The following is a 22,315-nucleotide window of genomic DNA, read 5'->3' as shown; positions in this document are numbered from 1 at the left end:
CATTCAACAGCAGGAATCTGGCAACGGTTTGCCACAAATGCACCGAAATGTGCGCACAGGCAGAATTCGGCCAGGATTGGCAGTAGACTGAACGGAAATGGCAGACAGGTTTTATGTTCGATGATGTCAGGCACAAAGCTGGTACGGCGCTTCTTCTGGGTGATCCTGATGATCATCGCGGTGATGTTTATCGCCGTATACGTTTACTCCGTGCCCATGATCCAGAAAGAGGTGTACGAGATTGAGCGCAACTCTGCACGACTGGCACTGAACAATGTCTTTCAGCTCGCGAACAAGATGTACTCCAATCTGGAGAGCTTTCGTGCGCAGGCGTTGGATGCCCATAAGCAGCGTCTTAAGGCGGTGGTGGAACTCACCGAAGCCCAGATCGCCAATACCTTCGCGCAAGCTGAACGCGACAACCTCAGTGCCGAACAGGTGCGCACACGACTATTCGCCAACCTGCGCAACGTCACATACGGCAACGACGGCTATATCTGGGTGGCCGACCATGACGCGACCCTGCTCTCCCATCCCGACCCACGCTTCCAGGGCTTTGAGATTTCAAAAACCGACAACCGTGACCAAAGCCACCTCATCCGACAGGTGATCGACGCGGCGGTAAAAGAGGGCGAAGGGTTTTATCAATACAAATGGCAGCGCCTGAGTGAAGGCCCGGCCATCGACAAACTCTCTTACGTGAAGAACTTCCCGCAATGGGGATTTGTGATCGGTAGTGGGCTCTATCTGGATGACCTGGAAGCGGAGGTCCAGGCCCGTAAGCAAGCGGCGATTCAGGAGGTACGTGAAGCGCTCAGTGAGATCCGGGTGGCAAAAACCGGCTACCTGTATATCTTCGACAATAAAGGGCACTTGCTGGCCCACCCCAACCCCAACATCGATCAAACCAGTGCCCTTACCCTGATCAATCCCTCTTCCGGCCGCCCGATCATCGAGGAGCTGATCGACATTGCGGATACGGGCAAGGAGTTGCACTACAAATGGGATAGCCCATCCGACCCAGGTAACTACGTTTACGACAAAATCTCCCTGGTGCGTTCGATGGAGGGGTTCGGTTGGTATATCTGTTCGTCAGTCTATGTGGATGAACTACGTCACAGCTCGGTCCAGCTCAGCCAACGTATCCTCACTATCGCCCTGATCTCTATCTTGCTGGCGATGGGCTTGGCGGTGTTTTTTATCCACCGCATCGTGCAACCCATCAAGCAGCTGGCCCTCACGGCCGAGCGGGTTCGCGGGGGCGACCTGACCGCACGCAGCGGAATCCAGCGTGACGATGAACTGGGCATGCTGGCGCAGACCTTTGACAGCATGGTGCACCGACTGCGCACCAATATTCAGACCCTGGACAGCAAGGTGCAGGAGCGCACCCAGGAACTCGCTTTGCTGGAGGAGCGTCAGCGCCTGATCCTGGACGCCCTACCCGCACAGATCGCGTACCTGGATGCAGATCTACGCTACCTCTTCGTCAATCAGGGCTACGCCGATCTGTTCGGCGGTGATAAACAAAGCATCGTAGGCCGTTCAATTGATGCGGTGATCGATCCAGAGATGATGGACACCATCAAACCACAGATCGAACAATGCCTGGCTGGCGAAGAGGTTGCCTTCGAGTACAGTTTCAATCGTGACGGTCAGGAGATGATCACCAAGCGGATCCTGCTACCGGATATCAACAGCAACGGCGAGATCATCGGCCTGCTCAACCTCTCCCTAGACATTACCGCGGAAAAAGAGGCGGAACGCCGCCTGACTGAAGCCCAGCGGATGAACGCCGCAGGGCAACTGGCCGGTGGTCTGGCCCACGATTTCAACAACCTGCTGTCGGTTATTCAGGGTAACCTTTTGGCAGCAAGTGATCGCTTTATTGAGACCCAAGGTCTGCAAAAATACCTCACCCCGGCTATCCGGGCCTCCCGTCGCGGCGCCGATATCACTGCCCGTCTACTGGCTTTCTCCAGGCGTCAGGCCCTGGCACCCACAGCTGTTGACGTAAAGTCATTGATTGAGGACACCGTCGAACTGGTCACCAGCTCCCTGCCCGGCAACATCCTGGTGATCCAGGAGATTGAGTCCGACGCTGCGCTGTTTGTCGATCCCGGCCAGCTGGAAAACGCGCTGGTCAACCTGGCCCTCAATGCCCGGGATGCGATGCCCGAGGGCGGCGAGATTGAACTTCGGGTGCGCAACCTCCGTGTCGACCGACCTCTTGAATATGATGAACCCGTGCCAAGAGGCGACTACGTTGAGATACGGGTCAGCGACACCGGCTGTGGGTTTCCAGATGAGGCGCTGGCCCAGGCCTGTGAACCCTTCTTCACCACCAAAGGAGCGGGCAAAGGCTCCGGCCTGGGCCTCAGTATGGTGTACGGTTTTATCAAGCAATCCCGTGGCTTCATTACTATTGTGAATCGCCCGGCAGGTGGCGCCTGCGTCTCTCTGCTGTTGCCGTTAACCGACGTGGACCTTCAGCCACATCACCCCCAAAACGTGCCCGCGCCAACTCATCAGGATTTCACAAATCAGCTTATGCTATTAGTGGAGGATGATCGGGATGTACGTGCAGTGGTCCGTGATCAATTGATCACGTTGGGTTTTACGGTGTTGGAAGCCGGTGATGCAGACGAGGCGGAACAGCTAATCCGGTCGCTGCCGGAGATTGAGGGATTGGTCAGTGATATCGACATGCCCGGACGGCTGAATGGATTTGGCCTGGCAGAGCTGATGCGTGAACAGAACAGTAACAGCACCATCGTGTTGATCAGCGGAAACGCGGTTTATCAGCAGCCGGAGAGTACACACCAAACATGGGAGATTCTCCCTAAGCCCTTTGAGGGTGATACCCTGGCCGCGGCCATTAGTGCCGCCAAACGACCTCAAAGCGCCAACAGATAAAACAAGAACAATCAACGTTAAGGACAATGGGCATGAACAGAAGTGACCTGATCTATGTAATAGATGATGAAAAAGACATCTGCGATCTGGTCTGCACCGAGCTGGACTACTACGGCTTTGATATGCGGGCGTTTCACACCGGCGCACAGGCACTGCAGGCAATCAAACGCCAAACCCCAAAGCTCTGCATCGTTGACCTGGGCTTACCCGATATGGATGGATTGGCGCTGGTAAAAGAGCTATGTGACAGCGCCAATATCGGTGTTCTGATCCTGTCTGGGCGCGGCAGCCTGCCGGACCGGGTTTTGGGGCTGGAGCTGGGCGCCGACGATTACATCACCAAGCCGTTCGAACCCCGGGAACTGGTTGCACGTGTGCACAGCCTGCTGCGGCGGATCAACAAGGACGAGGGCCCAGCTCAGTCATGCACAGTAAAGAAAGCCCGCTTTGCCGACTGGATCTTTAACCCATCCACTCTGACCCTGAAACGAGACTCTGGCGAGGAGCTGACGCTGAGTACTGCCGAAGCCGACCTGCTTGGCACCCTACTCCGCGCGCCACAACAGATCCTCTCCCGCGATCGCCTGTTGGGAGAGCAAGCCATCCCTTACGACCGCAGCATTGATTCACGCATGTCCCGCCTGCGTAAAAAGCTGGAAGCCGATCCCAAAGACCCACGGATTATCAAAACAGTGTATGGTGCGGGTTATATGCTTTGTACGCCTGTTGAGTGGATAGATAGCGAAGGAAAGAATCGTTAACGGGAGACTCATCAGACCTTCAATGGATTGTGGAACTGTCCATTAAAGGTCTTGGCGCTATACAGGCAACATGCCGGTCTTGTTTTGCGTGATGAAGGGGAAAATTGACCTGAGCCTGACAAGGTTCTGCTAATAGAACGCGCTATCGGGGGAACGATCTGCCGCAAGACACGTTGAAGGCATGCGGTGAATAACCTTTCCTAGCCTACGCCTGGAAATGACCTTCTCCCAGCAGAGTGCCCTCCGGGACCCACTTTCGATGCTATGCTTTTTCTGACTGCGCCGACCTTTAGGCGTGCATCGCGAGGAACTGACATGCAACAGCGGGTTCTGCTTCTTCTGGGCTGTCTAATGCTCAGCCTCAGCCACCTGACAATGGCGGAATTCAATGTCCCCGAGCCTCTCAGACCTTGGAAAGATTGGGTAATGAGGGAGCACCTGTCCTTCGCCTGCCCCTTCCTCTATAACCGATTCGACCAGAAGCGCTGCGCTTGGCCCAGTCGTCTGGAGGTCACCACCGACAACACACAAGCGCAATTCATCCAGCAGTGGACTCTCTATGCAGAAAGCTGGATCACTCTCCCCGGCAGCACTACCCTCTGGCCGACCGACGTGAGCGCCAACGGCTCCCCGTTAAAAGTTACTGAACACAACGGCGTTCCCTCGGTGTTGTTAGATCCAGGACAATACGAACTCCGAGGCCATTTACGGTGGCGAGAACCACCACGCTTCCTCCCGATTCCGACGGACACCGGGCTGCTGTCATTGCGTGTAGACGGAAAGCAGGTCTCCAGCCCGGTGTTTGAAAACGGACGCCTCTGGCTGGGTAAACAGGAGACCGCGACGACGGAAGTGATCGATACCCTCAATGCCCGAGTCTACCGTAAGCTGGTGGACGCTCTGCCTCTGACAGTCGAGACAGAACTGCAACTAACCGTTTCTGGGCACGAGCGTGAGGTCCTGCTCGGACGTCTGTTACTGGCCGATTCAACGCCATTGTGGTTGCGGTCTCCTCTTCCTGCCCGCATAGAGCCAGATGGCCGATTGCGTATTCAACTCCGCCCCGGCAACTGGATTGTGCGCCTCAAGGCACGCTTCAACCATCCCGTATCCACATTGGCTATGGAACGCCAAGATGAAAACTGGCCGGAGCAGGAAGTCTGGGCGTTTCAGCATCAACGCCACCTACGCGGTGTCGAGATACAAGGGCCCCGCCTGACTGATCCCAAACAGGTCGAAGCACCGGCCGCCTGGCAAGCCCTGCCAACCTATCTGATCACCCCTGAAGACATATTCAAACTCGAAGAACGCTATCGCGGAGATGCCTCGCCGCCCCCCAGCGATCTTAGCCTTAAGCGCCAGTTCTGGCTGGACTTTGATGGTCAGGGGCTCACCGTTAAAGACCAGATGAGCGGGCTCATCCATCGGACCGACCGCTTTCGTATGGTACCCACTTATACGCTGGGGCGTGCGTCGCTTAACGGTATCCCCCAACTGATCACTGTGCTGCCGGATGAAGAACCAGGCCTGGAGGTTTCCCCCGGAAGCCTGTCGCTGGAAACACTCAGCCGGGTGGAGTTGCCCTTCTCTGTCACGAGCAGTAGTCTGCCGGTGGTGGGATGGAATCAACATGTTAACCAAGCATCCGGGACCCTGAACCTGCCGCCGGGCTGGCGTCTGCTGCATGCGAGCGGTGTCGATCAGGTCAGCCTCTCCTGGCTGTCTCGCTGGACACTATGGGACCTTTTCCTCTGTCTTCTGATTGCCGGCGCGATGGCACGTATTACACGTCTGCACTGGGGCGTACTGGCAGGGATAACCTTAGCGCTGACCTACCATGAGCCCTTTGCCCCGGTTGGACTCTGGCTCAATTTGATCTTGGTCATCGGACTACTCAGAGTTATACCAACCGGCAAAATGAAAAAGCTGCTGCGAGGTTATCAGTTGGTCAGCATACTGGCACTGCTTATGGTAGGGATCAATTTTTCGGTCGATCAGATCCGCAAAGGTATCTATCCCCAATTGGAACTTACCCAGGCGATCCACCGTCCCTTCAGCTACGAACCCCGTACGAGGGAGGTTGCCGACGCACTATCTCGTGAAGAGAGTGTACTGAGGACACCGACCGGTGAAGCGCCCCTTCTTATGCAACAACACAAAGTCACAAAATCCCTGGAATTGGACCCGGCTGGGCGCATTCAAACCGGGCCCGGTGAACCCAAATGGCAGTGGCACCGTGTTGGGCTCTCCTGGAGTGGACCGGTCACCCAATCACAAACCATGCAGCTCTACGTGATAAGTCCATTCATGACACGTCTCTGGCGTTTTACGACTGTAGCTTTGCTGGCCCTGTGGCTATTCAGTCTGTTACGTCAATCAGGCTGGAAACAACACCATCCAGCGTCGTGCGAGTCAGCTACAGGGGCACTCTCAGCGATCGCACTAACCATTGCACTCGGCGTTGCCTCCCCTCAGGCCGAAGCCTCTTTTCCTCCAGCACAGTTACTAGAACAGTTAGAGAACCGGCTTACCCGCCCCCCAACCTGTGTGCCCGACTGCGCTGCCATTCAGCGCATGCACATCCAGGTGAACGGACAGCAGATACAGATTCGGTTGGCGGTCGATGCGCTGGAACAGATCGAGATCCCCCTGCCACATGGACGCAACACGTGGGCGGCTTCGGCCGTCACGCTGGATGGACAACCAAGTCCGGTGCTGGGGCGTAACCATCAGGGTCAGCTATCAGTCATGCTTCCTGAGGGCAATCACCAAATCACGCTGCTTGGCACTCTGGCAGACGATACCGCCACGGTTCAATTCCCACTCAAACCGCGAAATGTCACGCTAAACGCGCCCGGTTGGCAGGTCGCAGGACTTGTTGATACGGCTGTGCCGGGAGATTCCCTGCAGCTTGAGCGCAAGGTCAAAACCACTCAGGATACAGCACAGGAACGCCTGCTGCCTGATTCTGCCCCTCCCTTTGTGACCGTCGTACGCACGCTGCAATTGGGATTGGAGTGGGAGGTAGTAACAGAAGTACGCCGCGTTGCGCCGCGCCGTGGAACAATTAACCTCAATCTCCCCCTACTGCCGAATGAATCGGTGCTGAGCGAGGATCAACGGGTAGAAAGAGGTGAGGCGATCGTGACCATGAGTCCAGACCAGTCCCTTGTCAGTTGGCGTTCCAGTCTTCCGGTCACTGAACTCATTACCCTGACAGCCCCCGGAATCGATCATTGGATTGAACACTGGCGCCTGAAGGCAGCACCGATCTGGCATATCCAATCAACGGGTATCAATCCGATCAAACAGGATGCCCAAACAGTGGATCCCCGTCCCGAGTGGCGCCCCTCGCCGGGCGATCAATTACAGTTGGCTATCACACGTCCTGAAGCTGTGGCAGGTGCATCCCAGACGCTTGAACATGTTGCCCTGGCCCACCGTCCCGGTGCACGTATGAGTGAATCCACCCTTAGCCTGCAGATCCGAGCCAGTCATGGCGGTGAGTATGCTGTGACGCTACCAGACAATGCCCAGGTCCACGAAATTGAGATCGATGGCCAACCACAAATTATCCAAAGCGAGCAGCGGCCCTTAAAATTACCGCTGCACCCAGGCCTGCAATACATCCAGATTAGCTGGCGGCAGTCGCTTGATGACTCGCTGCTTATGAAAACACCACAGCTGCACCTTTCCACCCCGGCCAATAATATCGACCTGACGCTCCTCCTTCCCCACGACCGCTGGCCACTCCTTCTAGGTGGACCAGCGATCGGTCCCGCCATGCTTTATTGGAGCATATTAATCGTAATCATTCTGATCGCGCTGGCCCTGGGCTGGAGCGTACGCCATTTCCGCTTAGACATTCCTGTAAGAGCATATCAATGGATCTTATTAGGGCTTGGTGTCAGCACGGTGACAGCGGTCGGCGGACTACTGATCGCTGTTTGGTTCTTTGCCTTTGAGCGTCGGCAAAAACTCTCTGCACAACTGCCACGCTGGCAGTACAACCTGACTCAACTCGCCCTGCTTACGCTCTCGATTGCCGCATTGGGCTGCCTCCTGGCGACAATACCGTTCAGCCTGCTGGCGACACCAGACATGAAAGTATTAGGCAACTTTAGCAATAACTTCCTCTTTAACTGGTATCAGGATATATCCAGTGAGACTTTACCCCAAGGCTGGGTGTTCTCCCTGCCTATCTGGGTATACAGACTCACAATGCTGGCCTGGTCTCTCTGGTTGGTTTTTGCCATGCTGAGATGGCTGCGTTGGGGCTGGCAACGTTTCAGCCATGGACTGCTATGGAAAAAGCAGCTGAAAGTGGCTACGGCGAGCACTGACCCGTGGGGTGAAACCAAACCGAGGGAAAAACCTACTAGCGAAAAGTAGGCTCCCGATAAGCCTAAAAGATCATAGTGTAACTAGCCACGAACGTTAGCAATTGCATTTCTCGCAGCACTTAATCATTTCCGGCGCGTGATTCTTTTAGTCGTCCAGTACTTATTACTCCCCGGTTAGGTGAACATACACATGAGCATCTGCGACTTCGGACGCATTCGATAAGGCCATGCCATGCCCCTTCCGACATAGTCCTTCCCCCCTCACAGCTATCGAACATTGCATCCCATAGGTCTAAGCATCAAGCTTTGCATCTACTTAGATCGAGCGTCGTCGCCGCGCTTCCCGCACCAAAACACTGACCGGTGCCAGCGTATGCGAACTACGCTTTAGGATGTGATGGAAAACGTCCAAATTCTGAGGAATCCCGATGTATATGACCAACCATGTGGCTTTTATCGGTTTCGGCGAAGCGGCAATCGCATTTGTGAATGGATGGGACAGAGCCGCTATCAGAAAAATAAGTGCCTTTGATACGGCAACACAATGGCCGGAGTCCCGTAATACTAAGCTGAAAGACTATGCTGCCGCAGGCGTGGAAGGGTGTGACAACCTTGAAGCCGCCGTCGCTGATGCCGGTTTGGTCTTTTCACTTGTAACGGCAGATCAGGCAGCTTCAGTGGCACAAGCTGTCGCAAGGCACATCAAGCCAGGACAGTATTATCTCGACGGCAATTCCTGTTCACCCAATACCAAAAGGCGCAACGCTGCACTCATTGAGGCTGCTGGCGGTCATTACTTGGACGTAGCTATCATGGCACCGGTTCACCCCGCCCGACACCAAACGCCGCTGCTAGTCAGCGGACGCGATGAAACCGCAATGCGGGATATTTTTGCCGCACTGGACATGAATGCCGAAATCGTTGAAGGAGGCGTCGGCGGTGCATCCACTATCAAGATGATCCGCAGCGTAATGATCAAGGGATTGGAGGCACTGAGTGCAGAGTGCCTGTTGGCAGCCCGCCAAGCGGGCGTTGACCGAACGATTCTCCAATCCCTCGCAAACAGCTATCCCGGCTTCGGCTGGCAGGAACAATCCGGTTATATGTTGGAGAGGATGATGGTACATGGGGTACGCCGGGCGGCCGAAATGCGCGAAGTGGCGGCCACCATTGAGGAGCTAGGAATCAACAGCGCTATGACCCGAGGGGCCGTCGAGTGGCAGCAACAAATTGGGGAGCTTGGATTAGCAGCAGAGACCGACGCTTTTGGAGCACTCGCTGACAGCATATTAAAGACGATTCACCACACTTAGTACCCACAATTGAGTTACACAGATAGAAAGATAATCTGCGTAAGCGAGACAGCTGCCACCTTTTGTAAAATCGATGGTCCCCACAATGGTTCATCGCACTTTGACGGGAAGGGCCACGTTGAATCTGCGGAAGAAATAAATCTCAGCCCGGAAGCTATAGGCCATACATTGCATGCTTTTATCTCCGGCGGACAGGTTTGGCAGAAACGCCCCCATCTTATCGAATTTGATCGATAAGCGAGGCATTCCTAGGTAACCGCGTCTTCAGTTCAAACGCTAACCATACCGCCCCCCGGATGCTAAATAAAAAACCAGCTACTGCTCAGTCACTTTGTTGAAGAAACAGGTAGGCGGCGAACGTCAGGTGGCCAGAAGTCGAAACCAGAAGAGGTTAGACCCCTTCAGAGCCGCTTTTAGTGTATCTGAAACTGCTTCATTGGTAGCGGCAGAAGCTACGGATTTCACCTTCTTGCGCTGGTTATCCAGCTCGCGGGCCTCTTACTCCACAACTTCCCAGCGATATACCTCCATCGCCCCAACCTCGACGTTGGCCTTGCGTTTCCCTCCCCTGGTTTTCCCTATCGCCTCGTTAGCCGTTTCACCACTACCGCCAGCTGCCGCGAATAGGGCTTTCATCAGTCCCTGACTGCTACCTGTTGGCAAAAGTGCAGATCCACGGGTAGCGATACCCAACGCCTCCTGTTCCAGAAATGCGAAATCCTGCATTAAACCCGTCGCGGGTTGGCTCAGGATAATCAGATCTTCCAATCCTTCCGGCTCTGGGTACAGTTCCAACTCAATGGTCACCGATTTGCCCGGTTCAATACGGTTCACTTCACCGGATTGTTCCGGAAAGTACTGAGTAATGCCGTACCGGCTATCTTTATACAGAACGCTAATGTCCTGGGATTTCTTTGAAATGTTGGTGATGGTCACAGACACTTCATCACCCTCTTTAAAAACCGGTATCGCTGTTGTTGGATACGCTTGAACCCGGCCATTTCGTGTCATGCTCAGATCGACTTTGATCTTAGATGAACCTTTTAACCCCGCATGTGACACCAACTGCTGCATTCGGACGATATTTTCCCCCCGCGCAATGCGGTTCAGGCCGCTGCCTGCAGCATCCACCAACTCGGCTTTACGAACGCCGTCCACAGGCTGATTAAGCAAACGTTGTGGTGAACGCAATGCGCTGCAGGATGCCAGTTCTTCTGCATTTAACAGCTGCTGATCACATGGCAAACTCTGATCTGCATGCAAGAACCACAGCGAGTTCTCAAACATACTCACTCTGAGATCCGCCTCGTCTCCCGCTTGCCATTGGCGCAGCAAAGGACTTCCCTTTGTCACCTCGGCTACAACCTGCTGTAGGACTTTCAGTTGATCCGCAGTCATCTCCTTTGATGCAACAGCCTGAACAGAAAGAGAAAAATCGACGACTGGATTAGTAATTACAGCAAACACCTGTCGCGGCAACTTCTTGACTGTTGTCGATAACAGTTTTGCGCGACTGGACAGCGGACTTGCCTTCACCACTTCCGCAGTCCCCAGCAGGTCTGCTTCACCGGCGACAACGGACTTATACAAAGAGACCCCCGTACCCATCGCGAAGCCCTGCATTTGCCCTGCCTGTATGACCAGTTCCTTGCCGGCCTTTGATACTGGCCATATTTTAATGGAGGACGGCTCCTCGCCAAATACAGTGGCATTCAGATCTGTTGCACTGATCAGAGGCTGGCTGTTACGCCAGGGCAGCATACGGTATTGGCCAAGAATATACTGACCAAGCTGGTCGTAACTAAGCCCCTTGTATTGCGAAAGTGCGTTCATCAACGTGAATGTGAACAGTCCATGATAACGACGCTCATCGCCCTGACGCGGCAAACGCATTTCCGGCGTTGTCTGAGTCGCCTGTGCGGCAGAAAATGCAATCAACGCCCCCCGTGTATTATTGTTCGAGTCGCTCGCTGACAGATCACTCATGAGGCTAAACGCGGGCGTTTCATTTTCGGATTCATCGTTCCAGCCACGCGAAACAACAGACCCACTTGCTGAGCCATACGCTGACTCGGGAATACCCAGACTGGCCGGTGATAGTTGCCGATAGCGCACATCCTGCAAAGAACCACCACGGGTCATAGTGCCGGAATGGCAGCTATCAAACACCACCCATACATCTGTTCCCTTATCACGAATGCGGTCCAGATAACCCGCAATTTCGTCATCGGTGATAGCATTCTTGACGGCCCCGATATAGCTGTCCCATTCAGACGCATCCGAGGGCAGAAAGATCTCATCCAGCCCATCTGTTTCAGTGTTGTCCGTTGCGGCGGCAGGCTGTCGAGATCCATGCCCTGCGAAATGCAGGTAATAAAAATCTCCCGCTTGCGCTGACTTTACCAGTGCCTCCAACTCACCCAGAATTTGTTCCCGCGTCGGTTTAGCAGACGCCTTCTCGCTCTCACTGAGCAATGTAATATTCTCTTTCTGAAAACCACGCTCAACCAACACCTGATACGCTAACTCGGTGTCGTTTTTGGGGCCAACCAAGTCCGCATCTTTAAGTTGAGGGTATGAAGTGACACCGACCAATAACGCTCGCTTTTCAGCCTTCGCGACAACAGAAAACACAAGACAGGAAAGTAGCAGACAGATTTTCGGCAACATGTTCACGGGAAAAGTCCTTTTATGGGATCAGGCTACTATTCAACCACAATCAATCCAGTCTGATAAACCACGCGCGTTTCGTAGCGGGTTAATAAAGACCTGCCCCTTTTTCCGACAATATTGGGCATCCAGCTATCTTAGCTTTGCAGCACGTTAGCAAACTCAATATATTGGGCATGAATCTCTTATCAGATGGAGTGCAGGTGTCAGCGATCACAACACAATATGGACGTTACTGGGGTAAGCTCAATCGACATACCCGGCATATTCTGATCAACTGCTTTATCGGAATAATTGTTGTACTGATCGTTCATAAAGCCCAGGATTTAAAATTCATTTCCAGTCAGGTGGCACAGGGATTCGACCTGATGCTACGCCTGCAGTCCAACAGCGATCTGGAAGATGTACCGCCCTTTGTTTTTCTGGACATAGACAGCGACAGCCACCTGGCATGGGGGGAGCCGGTTGTCACCCCAAGGGATAAACTCGCCCAGCTTTTGGAATATGCGCTGTCCAGTCAGGCCAAAGCCGTGATCCTTGATATCGATCTCAACCTCCCGGTGGATAGTCAGCCCATTGAATCAGTGCTGAACACATTCGGCTCGCCCGATGCAGGTTCACCACCTCTGATCCTGATGAAAACGTTCCGTGAATTGAGCCCGAAAAACGCAGATGGCTATCGAGAACTTCGCCCTTCTACCCTGGATTCACTGGTCGCGAAAACCGCACACTACCACTGGGCATCGCCGCTATTTGAGGTTGACAGTGATTTTATACTACGCCGTTGGAAACAGTGGGTTGCGGGTTGCAGCAACCACGAACCACGATTGATTCCGTCCAGCCAGCTCTTACTGCTAGCTGTTTACAGTGACCCTACTGCAAGAAACTTTTACGTTGCGATGGAAAAACTCACACCGTCAAGCTGTCTCGGTTGGAAAAAGGCAAGACCGGGGTTGCTCAATACTACCGTGCAAGCCGGTGAGCATGATATTCACTGGCAAGGGAGTGATCTGCAGCGCCTTATTATGTTCAACATTGGCTGGCCCTCATATCTGAACAGCAACGCGGGCGTTCCTGACACCACCTTAAAGGAAGACGGTCAGGCATATCGATTCAAAGCGCTGACAATTATTCCCGCCCACATCGTTACTGAGTCACCGGTTATACCCGATACAGCGCTGCTAAAAAACCACGTCGTGATTATCGGCAACAGCAGCCAGTACGGTGGGGATCTCCACGCGACCCCATTAGGCCTTATGCCGGGCAGCCTGGTGATCGTCAATGCGGTGCACTCGCTGTTCAGCATTGGTGAAATAGAACCACCACCGCTACCGGTCATTCTGCTTATCGAGCTGGGGCTACTGATCGGGATCAGTCTGCTATTCACAACCAATCCGCCAGGACGTGCATCCCTACTCTCCACCGGCTTGGTGGTATTTGTTATTTTCCCAATCGCCTGCATCGTGTTTAAAGAGGGAGTATGGCTGGATTTCACGTTACCCCTGATTGCCGTCGAACTGCATGAACTGCTCGCCATTGCGGAATACAAATTCAAAACTAAAAAACAAGAAGACTCATGTTTAGAAAGCCCTTCTTCCTGATTCACCTTGTCCTGCTCGCCCTTACCTTGCCGGTAAAGGCCGACACAATTAGCCAGTTGGGCTGGATAGAACGCGTGCAGGCGCCCCAAGATGGCTACTATGTGGAACGGGCCGGTCAAAAGCGCACACTAACACCACTGGCGCCGTTGTTTCTTGGCGATACCGTCGTTGTGACGGACAAACACGCAACGCTCTCGCTCATGGTCAATGGCAAACAGGTTAAGATCGATTCAGTATTATCTCCCTTCAGAGTCGTACCTGAAGAGGAGCCGGGTTTACTGTCGAATCTCAGCCAGAAGGTTGCATCTCTGCTCTGGACCGATTCCTCGACACGCGACGTGGGTGCAATATCCAGGGGCCGTGGACTCTCCATCAGCGGTTTGAACTCTATCTCCCCCCTGGTGCAATCCAGAGACAGTCTGCATTTTGCGTGGCAGAACGGTGTGCCGCCCTTTACCCTGATCCTTACGAATGCCGAAACAGACGCCCAGCTATATGAAGTGACAACGTCAGACCAGAGCGTGCAACTAGCGACTGCCTCAGGCCTTCCCAATGACGTTCTCGTGACACTGTCCGACAGCAACCAGCAATTGCGGTACACGCTGCAAACCATCGCCCAGGACCAACTTCCTCCAGTACCTGATTCGCTGATTACAGACCAGACGCCTGTTGAAACCGCTTCAGTTCTCTATTCAGTCTGGTTGTATGAGCAAAAAGATGGTAACTGGCAATTTGAAGCGCTGCAGCAGCTGAGTCTGCAAGCCAATGAAGGCAATCCGCTCGCCATAGAGGTGCTGAAATCACTTCGGCAATAAAACGCCACTCATGAACTTAAGTGCCACTACCCTGAGGCCATTCACAGCACCAGCACTCTGAGTAGCGTCTTAGTTTTCGGGGATAAACGTACGGATGCGACACTAAACCTTACTGCCTCGATCAGCCAATTCCATTTAACGCGATACATGCATCAGAACCTATTAAAGTTCTTGTACGTGTTAGGTAACTATGTTTATTTGTTTGGGGCCGGTAGGAGTTTTTCGGTCGATTCAAACATCATAAGCAAACCAGGAGTGCCAATATGCTGTTAAAGAATACGCTGGCTGTAGGAATAGTCGCAGCTGTGATCAGTTTTTCTGCCAATGCTAACTCGGGTAAAGACATCAATGCCGGTGAAGCATCTACCGACAGCCCCACTTCCGCTGTTGAAAAACTGGCTATGGCATCGCAGTTAATCGATTACGGTGTAGAAAACCAGGATCCTCTTGTCCTGTTAGTCGCAGCCCGAATGCAAGCCGCAATTCCCACCAAAGAAGATAAGCAAAGCAAGCAGGTAACCGGTAACGGACTGTCCGAATCCGCCACGAAAAAGTCTTCAGACCCACAACTATCCCCTCTCGAACTTGCCCGTGAGCTGGCGACCGAACAGCAGTTACAACCTGTACTCGCCCTGATCGACGCTCAGGAAGAAGTACGTGCACGAGGCTTGGTTGGAGGCCCGGCAATCCACTCGGATCGTGTTAAAGCGCGACGTAATGATATCTACACTCTGAACTTCAAAGGGGGCGAACAGGCCGCTGTCTTTGTGAGTGGGGATGGCGATACGGATCTGGACCTGTACGTTTACGACGAGAACGGCAACCAAATCTGCAAAGACACCGACGGCTCCGACACGATGCTTTGCCGCTGGACCCCTCGTTGGACTGGCGAGTTTGAGATCAAAATAAAAAACCTGGGTACCGTATATAACGACTACACCATGATTTTTGAGTAAATCTCGGATCTCGCAGTTTACAAATCATAGATAACGTCTCCCTATTCAGGCGTGTATTTAGCTTGAATAGGGAGACCAATAAAATATCAGGACCAACCAACCGGAGTTTAAGTATCAGTTTCAATCCAAACGCTGAGTTAGACCGTCGCTCGACATCTCATATTCCGTGCAGCGTTAACTAATTTAATGGTTCGTATGTAGTTGCATGGTTTGGTCACCACGATAGAAATCAAATAGTCCCGGCATCTGCACCTTTTCAACCCGCGGCCTGTTTTTACGTTTTGCCCCGCGACTCAACTTCAGCGCAGAGCTGTTACCTGCTTTTAAAAGCCGGTAGATCTGAGGCACACGCTGTTGACCAAACTTCAACCATTCACTGGCGGTAAGCACACCGTCCTGCGGCAGGAAGTCTGCCTGCTCGTTCACGAGTCCATCGTTCACAAGCGCATAGGTCAGCAAACCATGTTCAAGCAGACTGCTTTCCAGGGCAACATCGTTGGCTTGGCTGGCCGTCAGAATCTGCATCCCTTTGTACCAGGCCAACTGGCCAAATCCCTTACTGCCCATCGGCCCCGGTTTAAACGCGCCGCTGTCCACCGCAGCTGCGGAGTGGCAAGCATCGATAATCAGAATGAAGCGATGCACATCAATCCCTTCTATCCAACGGGACAGTTCCGTAGCGCTGACGGCGCCCTGGAGATTGTCCTGCATATCTACAGAGTCCGGCCCCATAGTCGAGGTCAGGAGATAGAATTCGCCCGCCTGATCCACATAGCCGTGTCCCGACCAGGTCATGATCACTGTGTCATTGGGTGTGCTTTGTGCAAACCCTTCGGGATCGGTGCTATCGGAACTCCCCGCATTCGCCAGACGTTGAATCGCAGCTCGAATTTGCGCTTTATCGATAAACTGACCGGGCTGAGTCACCAGCATTTTACGACCAATCGATGCATAGTCTCCAGATGCCTTAACATTGTCTGCCAATGTCGTTGCCAGCAGCCGGGCATCATTACCAGCAAATGCCAGATTCCAGGCGGGATTGGTGTAGTGGTCGATGCCCACGTTCAGGATGAAAGCACGGGGTGGCTGGATTATCCCTGTCTTCTCGGGCACGTACTGCGCATAGGCTGTCTGACTTTTGACCCCAGCAGCATTAAACGCCATTGCGCTGAACTCCACCGCCTGTCCCTTTTGCAGATTCGGCAGTGCAACCTGTTTAAACACGATGACCCTGCTGCCGCTATCACTTAAGTCGATCTCGCCATGATCTTGCGGATACACATCCACCTGCTGACCGTTACGGAATAACCGAAGATCGTAGGCTTTTGTCTGAGCTGAATCAGGCCACGCGCCTTTATTCAGTTCCACCGTGACATTGAGTTTGCCTTTGCCGTCGTCCTCCACCTGCGTAATCTCGACCTCGGGCTGCCAGCGATTGATTCGACGCAAATCAGGAATCGGACTGAACGGTGCATCATTGAGTAACCGGGGAATCAGCCGTGGCTCGTAGAAGTTTCGCAGGAAGATATCAACTGGGTAGGAACGCAACGGTTCCTGTGGCAGGCGCCAGGCCAGAAAATCAATGTTGCTCAGGTCATTGGTATCAAAGCGTCCCTGCTGATCAATCACCGCCCAGGTTTTATCCGGCAACAGGTACATCGAGAACATGGCCTCATTTTTGGTGAGCGACCAGAACTCGATACTGCCGACTTCCGTAGATACCATCAGGTAGCGGCCTTTTGAAGATAAGTTGATCCCTTTTGCGATACGATCAAACAGTACGTCACTACGTACAACCGAACCGGATTGTCGATCGACTTTACGCAGGAGCGTAGAGCCGGAGATTTCATAAGCAGCGATAAAGTGCGATGCAGTTGGATGACCTGCAACGGCAATCAAACGGCCAAACTCATCTGAAAAACGAACCTTTGGATTACCTTCAAAATCGTAACCCACCAAGTGGTTATCAACACCAATCCAGATGGTTTGGTTCTCTACATCAACCCAGGTCAGTTCGAGATCGTCGAAACCACCATATTCACTAGCAATGGAGATCTCCGCCCGGATCACGCCATCTTGCAGGGACCGGATAAGCACCTTTTTTGCACTGGCTGTGACTAACCGCTGCGCGTTTGAATCGATTGCGCCGATACGCTCACCTTCCAATGTCCAAGGCAGTAACTTAACCTCAGTCATATCGACGTTGCTCCGCCAGATACGGCGCTGACGCGTGTCACCCAGATACTGATCCCAGGCCGTAAAGTAAAGCTGCTCGCCAGACTCGAATACCTGAAGGTCCGCACGTACGTTGCTATCAACGATCTCCTTAGGCAAAGACAGGGGCTGAGTCATCAAAGTCCCCTGCTCGAAATGTCCCCAGCGGTTTTTCTCCGGTGAGTACCGTTGTACCTCATCAATTAGCGTAATCAGCTGACCGTTGATATACCCCGGATTAACCCGGGGATAGTGTTTTTCACGCACGATCTCCTGCCCGGTACTCATATCCCAGATATGCAACCGGTCGTAACTGGACGAAACCATCAACCGTTCGCGTTCCTCATCGTAGAATACCAGGCCCGGATCAGAAGTAGGCTGTTTAAGCCTGTTAACGAGCTTTGACGAGGGGTAGTCAACCACACGTAGATTCCTGGAATTCTTATCGCTCACGATTGCGCGATCACGCGACTCCGATAGCGCCACAAACCTGCTATCTTTCGCATCAGCCAAGGGCTGCAAATGCAGTGCCTGCATATCCAACCGGATATCACCATCTCTGGATGTCAGGAGAACCTTACGCCCCTCCTCCACGGCACCTACAACATGTACTGCGTTGGCAAAAGCAAAGTGTGTGACTTCATGTAAGCCGTCATTCAGGCTCCAGACGGCAAGACGGTACTTATCCTTATCCACCTCGCCGTTGGGGTTAAACCCTTTATCTGTCAAAGTGAGAAGCTGCTGCACACCGGGAATATATGTCAGCTCTCTTACGTATCCACTAACAGGAACACGATGCTGTATAGCTTGGCGTTCAAGATCATAGACAAACAGTTGCCCGTCGCTCACAAAGAACAAACGCTTGCCCCGATCATCCGTAGTAAAAATCACGCTCCCGTTAGCCGCTTCAACAATACGCGTCGTAGCCGGATCATGAGAATCCATTTCAACCAACTGGGCATACGGATTCGAGAAATACAGAGAGCCTTCAGCACGGTTGATAGCATAGGCTTTCCAGATATTGCTGCTGACCGGCAGGGTATACAGCGCCTCGCCCGTTTCAAGCGCCCACAAGGTCAGTAAGTTATCAGCGCTTTGCACTAGCAGGTGTTGATCATTATGGAGAAAGTCCATGTATTGCACGCGATCGCTGCTGTTGATACGCCGGAAAGGCAGTCCGTTATCCGAACCCCAGAGGGTGATCTGGTTGCCGTTGGCTAATGCAACGGTTTGGCCGTTTGTGCTGAGTTGACTGACTGTCGCCCAATCATCATTTTTAATCCCCGTGACCAGCGTGGCCCCGGTTTCGGCAGTACGTGTTGCAGCCCCCTGAAAGTAAGGGAAACCATTCTTTTCAATGTCGCTGTTAAAGACCAGTCTGTTGATAAAGCTATACAGGGGTACAGGCGTATTGAGGATCGAGCCTGCCTTGGCCCCCTGATTATGGGACTGATACAGTTCAAGCGCGGTACGGTTTAACGATTGTGCCAGAGCCCCGTAACCTGCCCCCGCATGTTTGATAATCAATTCAAGCGCTTCGTTACGTTGGTTATTCAACGCCAAAAGCGACACCTGATAGGCAACGGCCAAGTCAGAGGGTGAATTCTCCTCTGACAATACAGCAATGGCCCCCTCCAGATCGCCTGCAAGATGCCTCGCTAAGCTGAGATTTTGGCGGTACACCACCCGATCCATGCCAGAGAGGTCCTCACTGATATTGGTCAGTGTGTCGATGGCAGATGGATAATCACCCTGCTCGATATACAACGCCGACAGATTGAGTGCAGCTGACGATAGGCCCTGGTTGTTGAGTTCTGTAAAAAAAGTCACCGCATCACCAGTGTCACCAAAACTCACAACGGCTTGCCCAACGATATCAATCAGCAGGAAATAACGGCTCACCCACAACTCTGCCTCTAACGACTGCTCTTGTGCCAATTGCCCAAGATAAGCAGCCTGTTGTATCAGTTCATTCATCACGCTTTCTACGGTTTCCTGATCTGCAAATTGCAGCGCAAGCTCCATACGCAAGTTTGCTGTATCAATCAGGTAGTGGCGTAGATCGAGTGGCGTGCTGATCTGGTCAGCCCGAGCCAAAAGATCTGAAACCTGAACATAAGCAGCATCGCCCACAGACTTGATGCTAAACGCGGCCTCGCGTGCCCGATCAATCAGGTGCCAGACTTTTACCTGCGTATTGCCCGCAGTTTCGGCAGCACGCTCTATATGATCGGCCAATACTTCAGCACTGTATATCCTGGCTGCAGTATCAGGGTTTGAGTGAAGGGAGGCGTAGCCAAGCTGCGCTTTCAGCGCCAGGAGATACCCTAACCGCGTCTCGGCATCCCTTTCCTCCTCGTAGGCTTGCTGCAAATAGCGGTATGCCGTAAAACGAAGCTGCGCATAGCTATCCGAGTCAACAGCAACAGGGGTGGCCAAGGCTTTATCGATCGCCAGCATACCCAACCAATATGCTAAATAGGCACGCAACGACATCCGATCGCCTTCAGACAGTAAGTTGCTGTCCTCCCCCAGTTTGGCGTGCACGTCCGTGAGGGTGTGGATGGCTTTTTCATAGTTCTCGATATCACCCAACACTTGGCTTTTTGCATAGAGTGCAAGGCCTAACATTTGGGTCCGAAGGAGCTTGACGGTCGCCGGTTCAGCGGACTTCAGGTAGTTAGCCGCCTGGTGTGCATTCTGACTGGCAACAAAGATGTTGCCATCGCTGTCCTGGAAATCGAGTTGCCCAATCCAGTAGATCAGCAACCCTTCCCAGGCAAACAGGTCCGCCACCTTCTCAGTAACCTCCATATCGCGGCTACCGTCTTGTTTTGTTAACTGACGAAGAAGCTGCGCAAACTTACCCTTTATCTCCGCACGACAGGCTTTGATGGACTCAATGGACATCACCTCCATCGGAAAGTGTTTATCCATTGACAGAAAAGCATCACACGTAGGTGTGCCCACGGCACCAAAATACTGCAGATTCTGGCTCAACAAGAGTCGGCTATGGGCCTGACTAGCATGGGCGGAAAATGCGGATATATTCAGCAATAAGGCGATTAACACGGAGATAAGCCGCACAAGTACTCCTTACAAAGGATGGTTTTTCCATAAACAGCGTTAAGCGTCTCACATTGCAAATCGCTTTAAAACTGACAGCTCACCGCATCCGCCATTTACCTGCTATACAAGGTATGATGCGGTTATAAACCAGGGTTCAAACAGTGATGGGAATAGTGCGACCTACAGACAAAGATTATCTGACGGGCAGAGGAAATCCCTTTATGGTCACCTGCAGGTCACTCAATAATTTCACCGGCGGCGATCGGTTCGGGCTTCTCTTTTACACGGCTGCTATTAATACGCGTATCCACAGGCACAACCTGCAACGGGCCGGGCAAGTTGGACATCAGGCAAGGCATCAGCGATCTGCCGTCGATCTCCGGATTTAACCACTGCTGCAACATGTCCCGCTCCAGCATTACCGGCATTCGGGAGTGAATATGGCGAAAGCCCGGCACCGCATCCGTGGTGATCATGGTGCAGCTCAAGATTGTTTCCGATCCCTCTCCCCAACAATCCCAAAGACCAGCCAAGGCAAGTGCGCCTTCCCTTAAGCGGATATCGTAGGGCTGCTTGCCATCCTCCTTCCGCCACTCGATAAAGCTACTGGCGGGCAAGATACAGCGCTGCCTTTTAAAGGGATGCCGGAAAGCGCGGCTCTCGGCCAGGCCCTCTGCCCGCGCGTTAAACATGGCGTATTGGGTACTTGGCTCTTTGGCCCAGGAAGGCACCAACCACCAGCGCATACGGCATAACTCAACTCCAGATTCACCCTGCCGGATTACCGGTACCATCTCGGTGGGTGCGATGTTGTAGGTGGTCTGAAGATATTGCCGAATCCCCAGATATGCCAGTAGATCGCGGATGGCCGGATCATCAATGATGTTGTAGCGGCCGCACATGATCAGTCTCGTTACTCAACCTGTCTACAGCCTAGCAAAGCGACGCCTAGAGTCGTCAAATTTGCCCTCCGGTACCGATGATCTAGTATGAGGAAGAGAAGCGGAAAGGTCCCGCTAGCCACGGAGTGTCACGATGAAACACTGCCTGATCAGTATCCGTCATTTAATCATTGCGTTGCTGCTGGTATGTAGCACAGGATCTCCAGCAGCTCAGGATACGGGGGCAAAGGCATATATCAGCCAACTTGCGGTACAACTCCAACAAGCGCTTCAGACAGGTTTAGAGAAAAACCTGCTCGACAATGATCAGCATCTTGACCAGATCATCGACGAAAATATCCTGCCCTACGTGGACCCGGCACTTCTCAGCAAGCGGATTTTCCATCCCCGCTGGGAAGATATCATCGCGGCGGGCAAGCAATTACAGGCCCAAACCGCGGTTATCAGTTCATTGCGGCGCACCTATCGTATAGCCCTCAGGAGCTATAACGGACAACCTTTTTCCGTCGGAGACAGTCGCGATACGCCCAACTACAGTGTCGTCAGAATAACCGTCCAAACGGGACAAAATGCCCACTTACTGGATTTTGCAGTACGTCCAACCGAGGGAGATTGGAAGGTATTCGATCTGTCGGTTGACGGTGTGGTTCTGAGTAAAACGCTAAATGGCGCCATTCACCAGGAGCTGTCTGGTGATAGCATCGATGCAATCATTAGCGCCATCAACCCACAGTCGGATTCACAGTAAACGCATG

11 protein-coding genes are annotated in these 22,315 nt (G+C 53.0%); 8 read left to right on the top strand and 3 right to left on the bottom strand.

Going from position 1 to position 22,315, the window contains the following annotated elements; genetic code table 11:
- Positions 1–120 precede the first annotated feature (120 nt).
- From QKW35_RS19605 to QKW35_RS19590, 4 genes are all read left to right on the top strand, one after another.
- Positions 121–2,916: a cache domain-containing protein gene (locus QKW35_RS19605; RefSeq protein WP_282355861.1), complete on the top strand. Its 2,796-nt coding sequence runs from the start codon at positions 121–123 to the stop codon at positions 2,914–2,916.
- 32 nt (positions 2,917–2,948) lie between these two features.
- Positions 2,949–3,677, top strand: coding sequence for a response regulator transcription factor (locus QKW35_RS19600; protein WP_282355859.1), 729 nt, complete (start codon positions 2,949–2,951; stop codon positions 3,675–3,677).
- 765 nt (positions 3,678–4,442) lie between these two features.
- On the top strand, positions 4,443–8,069 hold the full coding sequence (locus QKW35_RS19595) for a hypothetical protein (RefSeq protein WP_282355858.1): 3,627 nt from the start codon (positions 4,443–4,445) through the stop codon (positions 8,067–8,069).
- A 379-nt stretch (positions 8,070–8,448) separates the two neighbouring features.
- Complete coding sequence (locus tag QKW35_RS19590) at positions 8,449–9,333, top strand: NAD(P)-dependent oxidoreductase (protein WP_282355856.1); 885 nt, start codon at positions 8,449–8,451, stop codon at positions 9,331–9,333.
- A gap of 498 nt (positions 9,334–9,831) precedes the next feature.
- On the opposite strand, the gene QKW35_RS19585 is transcribed toward QKW35_RS19590, so the two are convergent.
- Complete coding sequence (locus tag QKW35_RS19585; RefSeq protein WP_282355869.1) at positions 9,832–12,003, bottom strand: caspase family protein; 2,172 nt, start codon at positions 12,001–12,003, stop codon at positions 9,832–9,834.
- A 203-nt stretch (positions 12,004–12,206) separates the two neighbouring features.
- Here QKW35_RS19585 and QKW35_RS19580 point away from each other — a divergent pair, with 203 nt between their 5' ends.
- The 3 genes from QKW35_RS19580 to QKW35_RS19570 all read left to right on the top strand — a co-directional run bounded on the left by QKW35_RS19580 (position 12,207) and on the right by QKW35_RS19570 (position 15,375).
- The gene (locus QKW35_RS19580) at positions 12,207–13,604 is read left to right on the top strand and encodes a CHASE2 domain-containing protein (RefSeq protein ID WP_282355855.1); all 1,398 of its coding nucleotides are present in this window, start codon (positions 12,207–12,209) and stop codon (positions 13,602–13,604) included.
- Positions 13,580–14,419 (top strand): hypothetical protein, encoded by an 840-nt coding sequence (locus QKW35_RS19575; RefSeq protein WP_282355854.1) that lies wholly within the window; start codon positions 13,580–13,582, stop codon positions 14,417–14,419. Before QKW35_RS19580 ends, QKW35_RS19575 begins: the two co-directional genes overlap by 25 nt.
- Before the next feature lie 263 nt (positions 14,420–14,682).
- Positions 14,683–15,375 carry a hypothetical protein gene (locus QKW35_RS19570; protein WP_282355853.1) on the top strand — a complete coding sequence of 231 codons (693 nt, stop codon included), beginning with the start codon at positions 14,683–14,685 and terminating at the stop codon, positions 15,373–15,375.
- 183 nt (positions 15,376–15,558) lie between these two features.
- On the opposite strand, the gene QKW35_RS19565 is transcribed toward QKW35_RS19570, so the two are convergent.
- Together QKW35_RS19565 and QKW35_RS19560 are read right to left on the bottom strand one after the other, a co-directional pair.
- Positions 15,559–20,526 (bottom strand): caspase family protein, encoded by a 4,968-nt coding sequence (locus tag QKW35_RS19565; RefSeq protein WP_282355852.1) that lies wholly within the window; start codon positions 20,524–20,526, stop codon positions 15,559–15,561.
- A 368-nt stretch (positions 20,527–20,894) separates the two neighbouring features.
- Positions 20,895–21,560 (bottom strand): SOS response-associated peptidase, encoded by a 666-nt coding sequence (locus QKW35_RS19560; RefSeq protein WP_282355850.1) that lies wholly within the window; start codon positions 21,558–21,560, stop codon positions 20,895–20,897.
- Between the two features lie 133 nt (positions 21,561–21,693).
- Here QKW35_RS19560 and QKW35_RS19555 point away from each other — a divergent pair, with 133 nt between their 5' ends.
- Positions 21,694–22,308, top strand: coding sequence for an MlaC/ttg2D family ABC transporter substrate-binding protein (locus tag QKW35_RS19555; RefSeq protein WP_282355849.1), 615 nt, complete (start codon positions 21,694–21,696; stop codon positions 22,306–22,308).
- The last annotated feature ends 7 nt before the right edge of the window (positions 22,309–22,315 follow it).

The organism is Pontibacterium granulatum, assembly GCF_029961155.1.
Lineage (GTDB): Bacteria > Pseudomonadota > Gammaproteobacteria > Pseudomonadales > Balneatricaceae > Pontibacterium > Pontibacterium granulatum.
This window is presented reverse-complemented; position numbering and strand designations above follow the sequence as displayed.

What these genes read in the sequence shown, in the direction of transcription:
- QKW35_RS19605 (WP_282355861.1), top strand. Translation starts at nt 121, where the DNA reads ATGATGTCAGGCACAAAGCTGGTACGGCGCTTCTTCTGGGTGATCCTG.
- QKW35_RS19600 (WP_282355859.1), top strand. Translation starts at nt 2,949, where the DNA reads ATGAACAGAAGTGACCTGATCTATGTAATAGATGATGAAAAAGACATC.
- QKW35_RS19590 (WP_282355856.1), top strand. Translation starts at nt 8,449, where the DNA reads ATGTATATGACCAACCATGTGGCTTTTATCGGTTTCGGCGAAGCGGCA.
- QKW35_RS19585 (WP_282355869.1), bottom strand. Translation starts at nt 12,003, where the DNA reads ATGTTGCCGAAAATCTGTCTGCTACTTTCCTGTCTTGTGTTTTCTGTT.
- QKW35_RS19575 (WP_282355854.1), top strand. Translation starts at nt 13,580, where the DNA reads ATGTTTAGAAAGCCCTTCTTCCTGATTCACCTTGTCCTGCTCGCCCTT.
- QKW35_RS19570 (WP_282355853.1), top strand. Translation starts at nt 14,683, where the DNA reads ATGCTGTTAAAGAATACGCTGGCTGTAGGAATAGTCGCAGCTGTGATC.
- QKW35_RS19565 (WP_282355852.1), bottom strand. Translation starts at nt 20,526, where the DNA reads ATGGATAAACACTTTCCGATGGAGGTGATGTCCATTGAGTCCATCAAA.
- QKW35_RS19560 (WP_282355850.1), bottom strand. Translation starts at nt 21,560, where the DNA reads ATGTGCGGCCGCTACAACATCATTGATGATCCGGCCATCCGCGATCTA.
- QKW35_RS19555 (WP_282355849.1), top strand. Translation starts at nt 21,694, where the DNA reads ATGAAACACTGCCTGATCAGTATCCGTCATTTAATCATTGCGTTGCTG.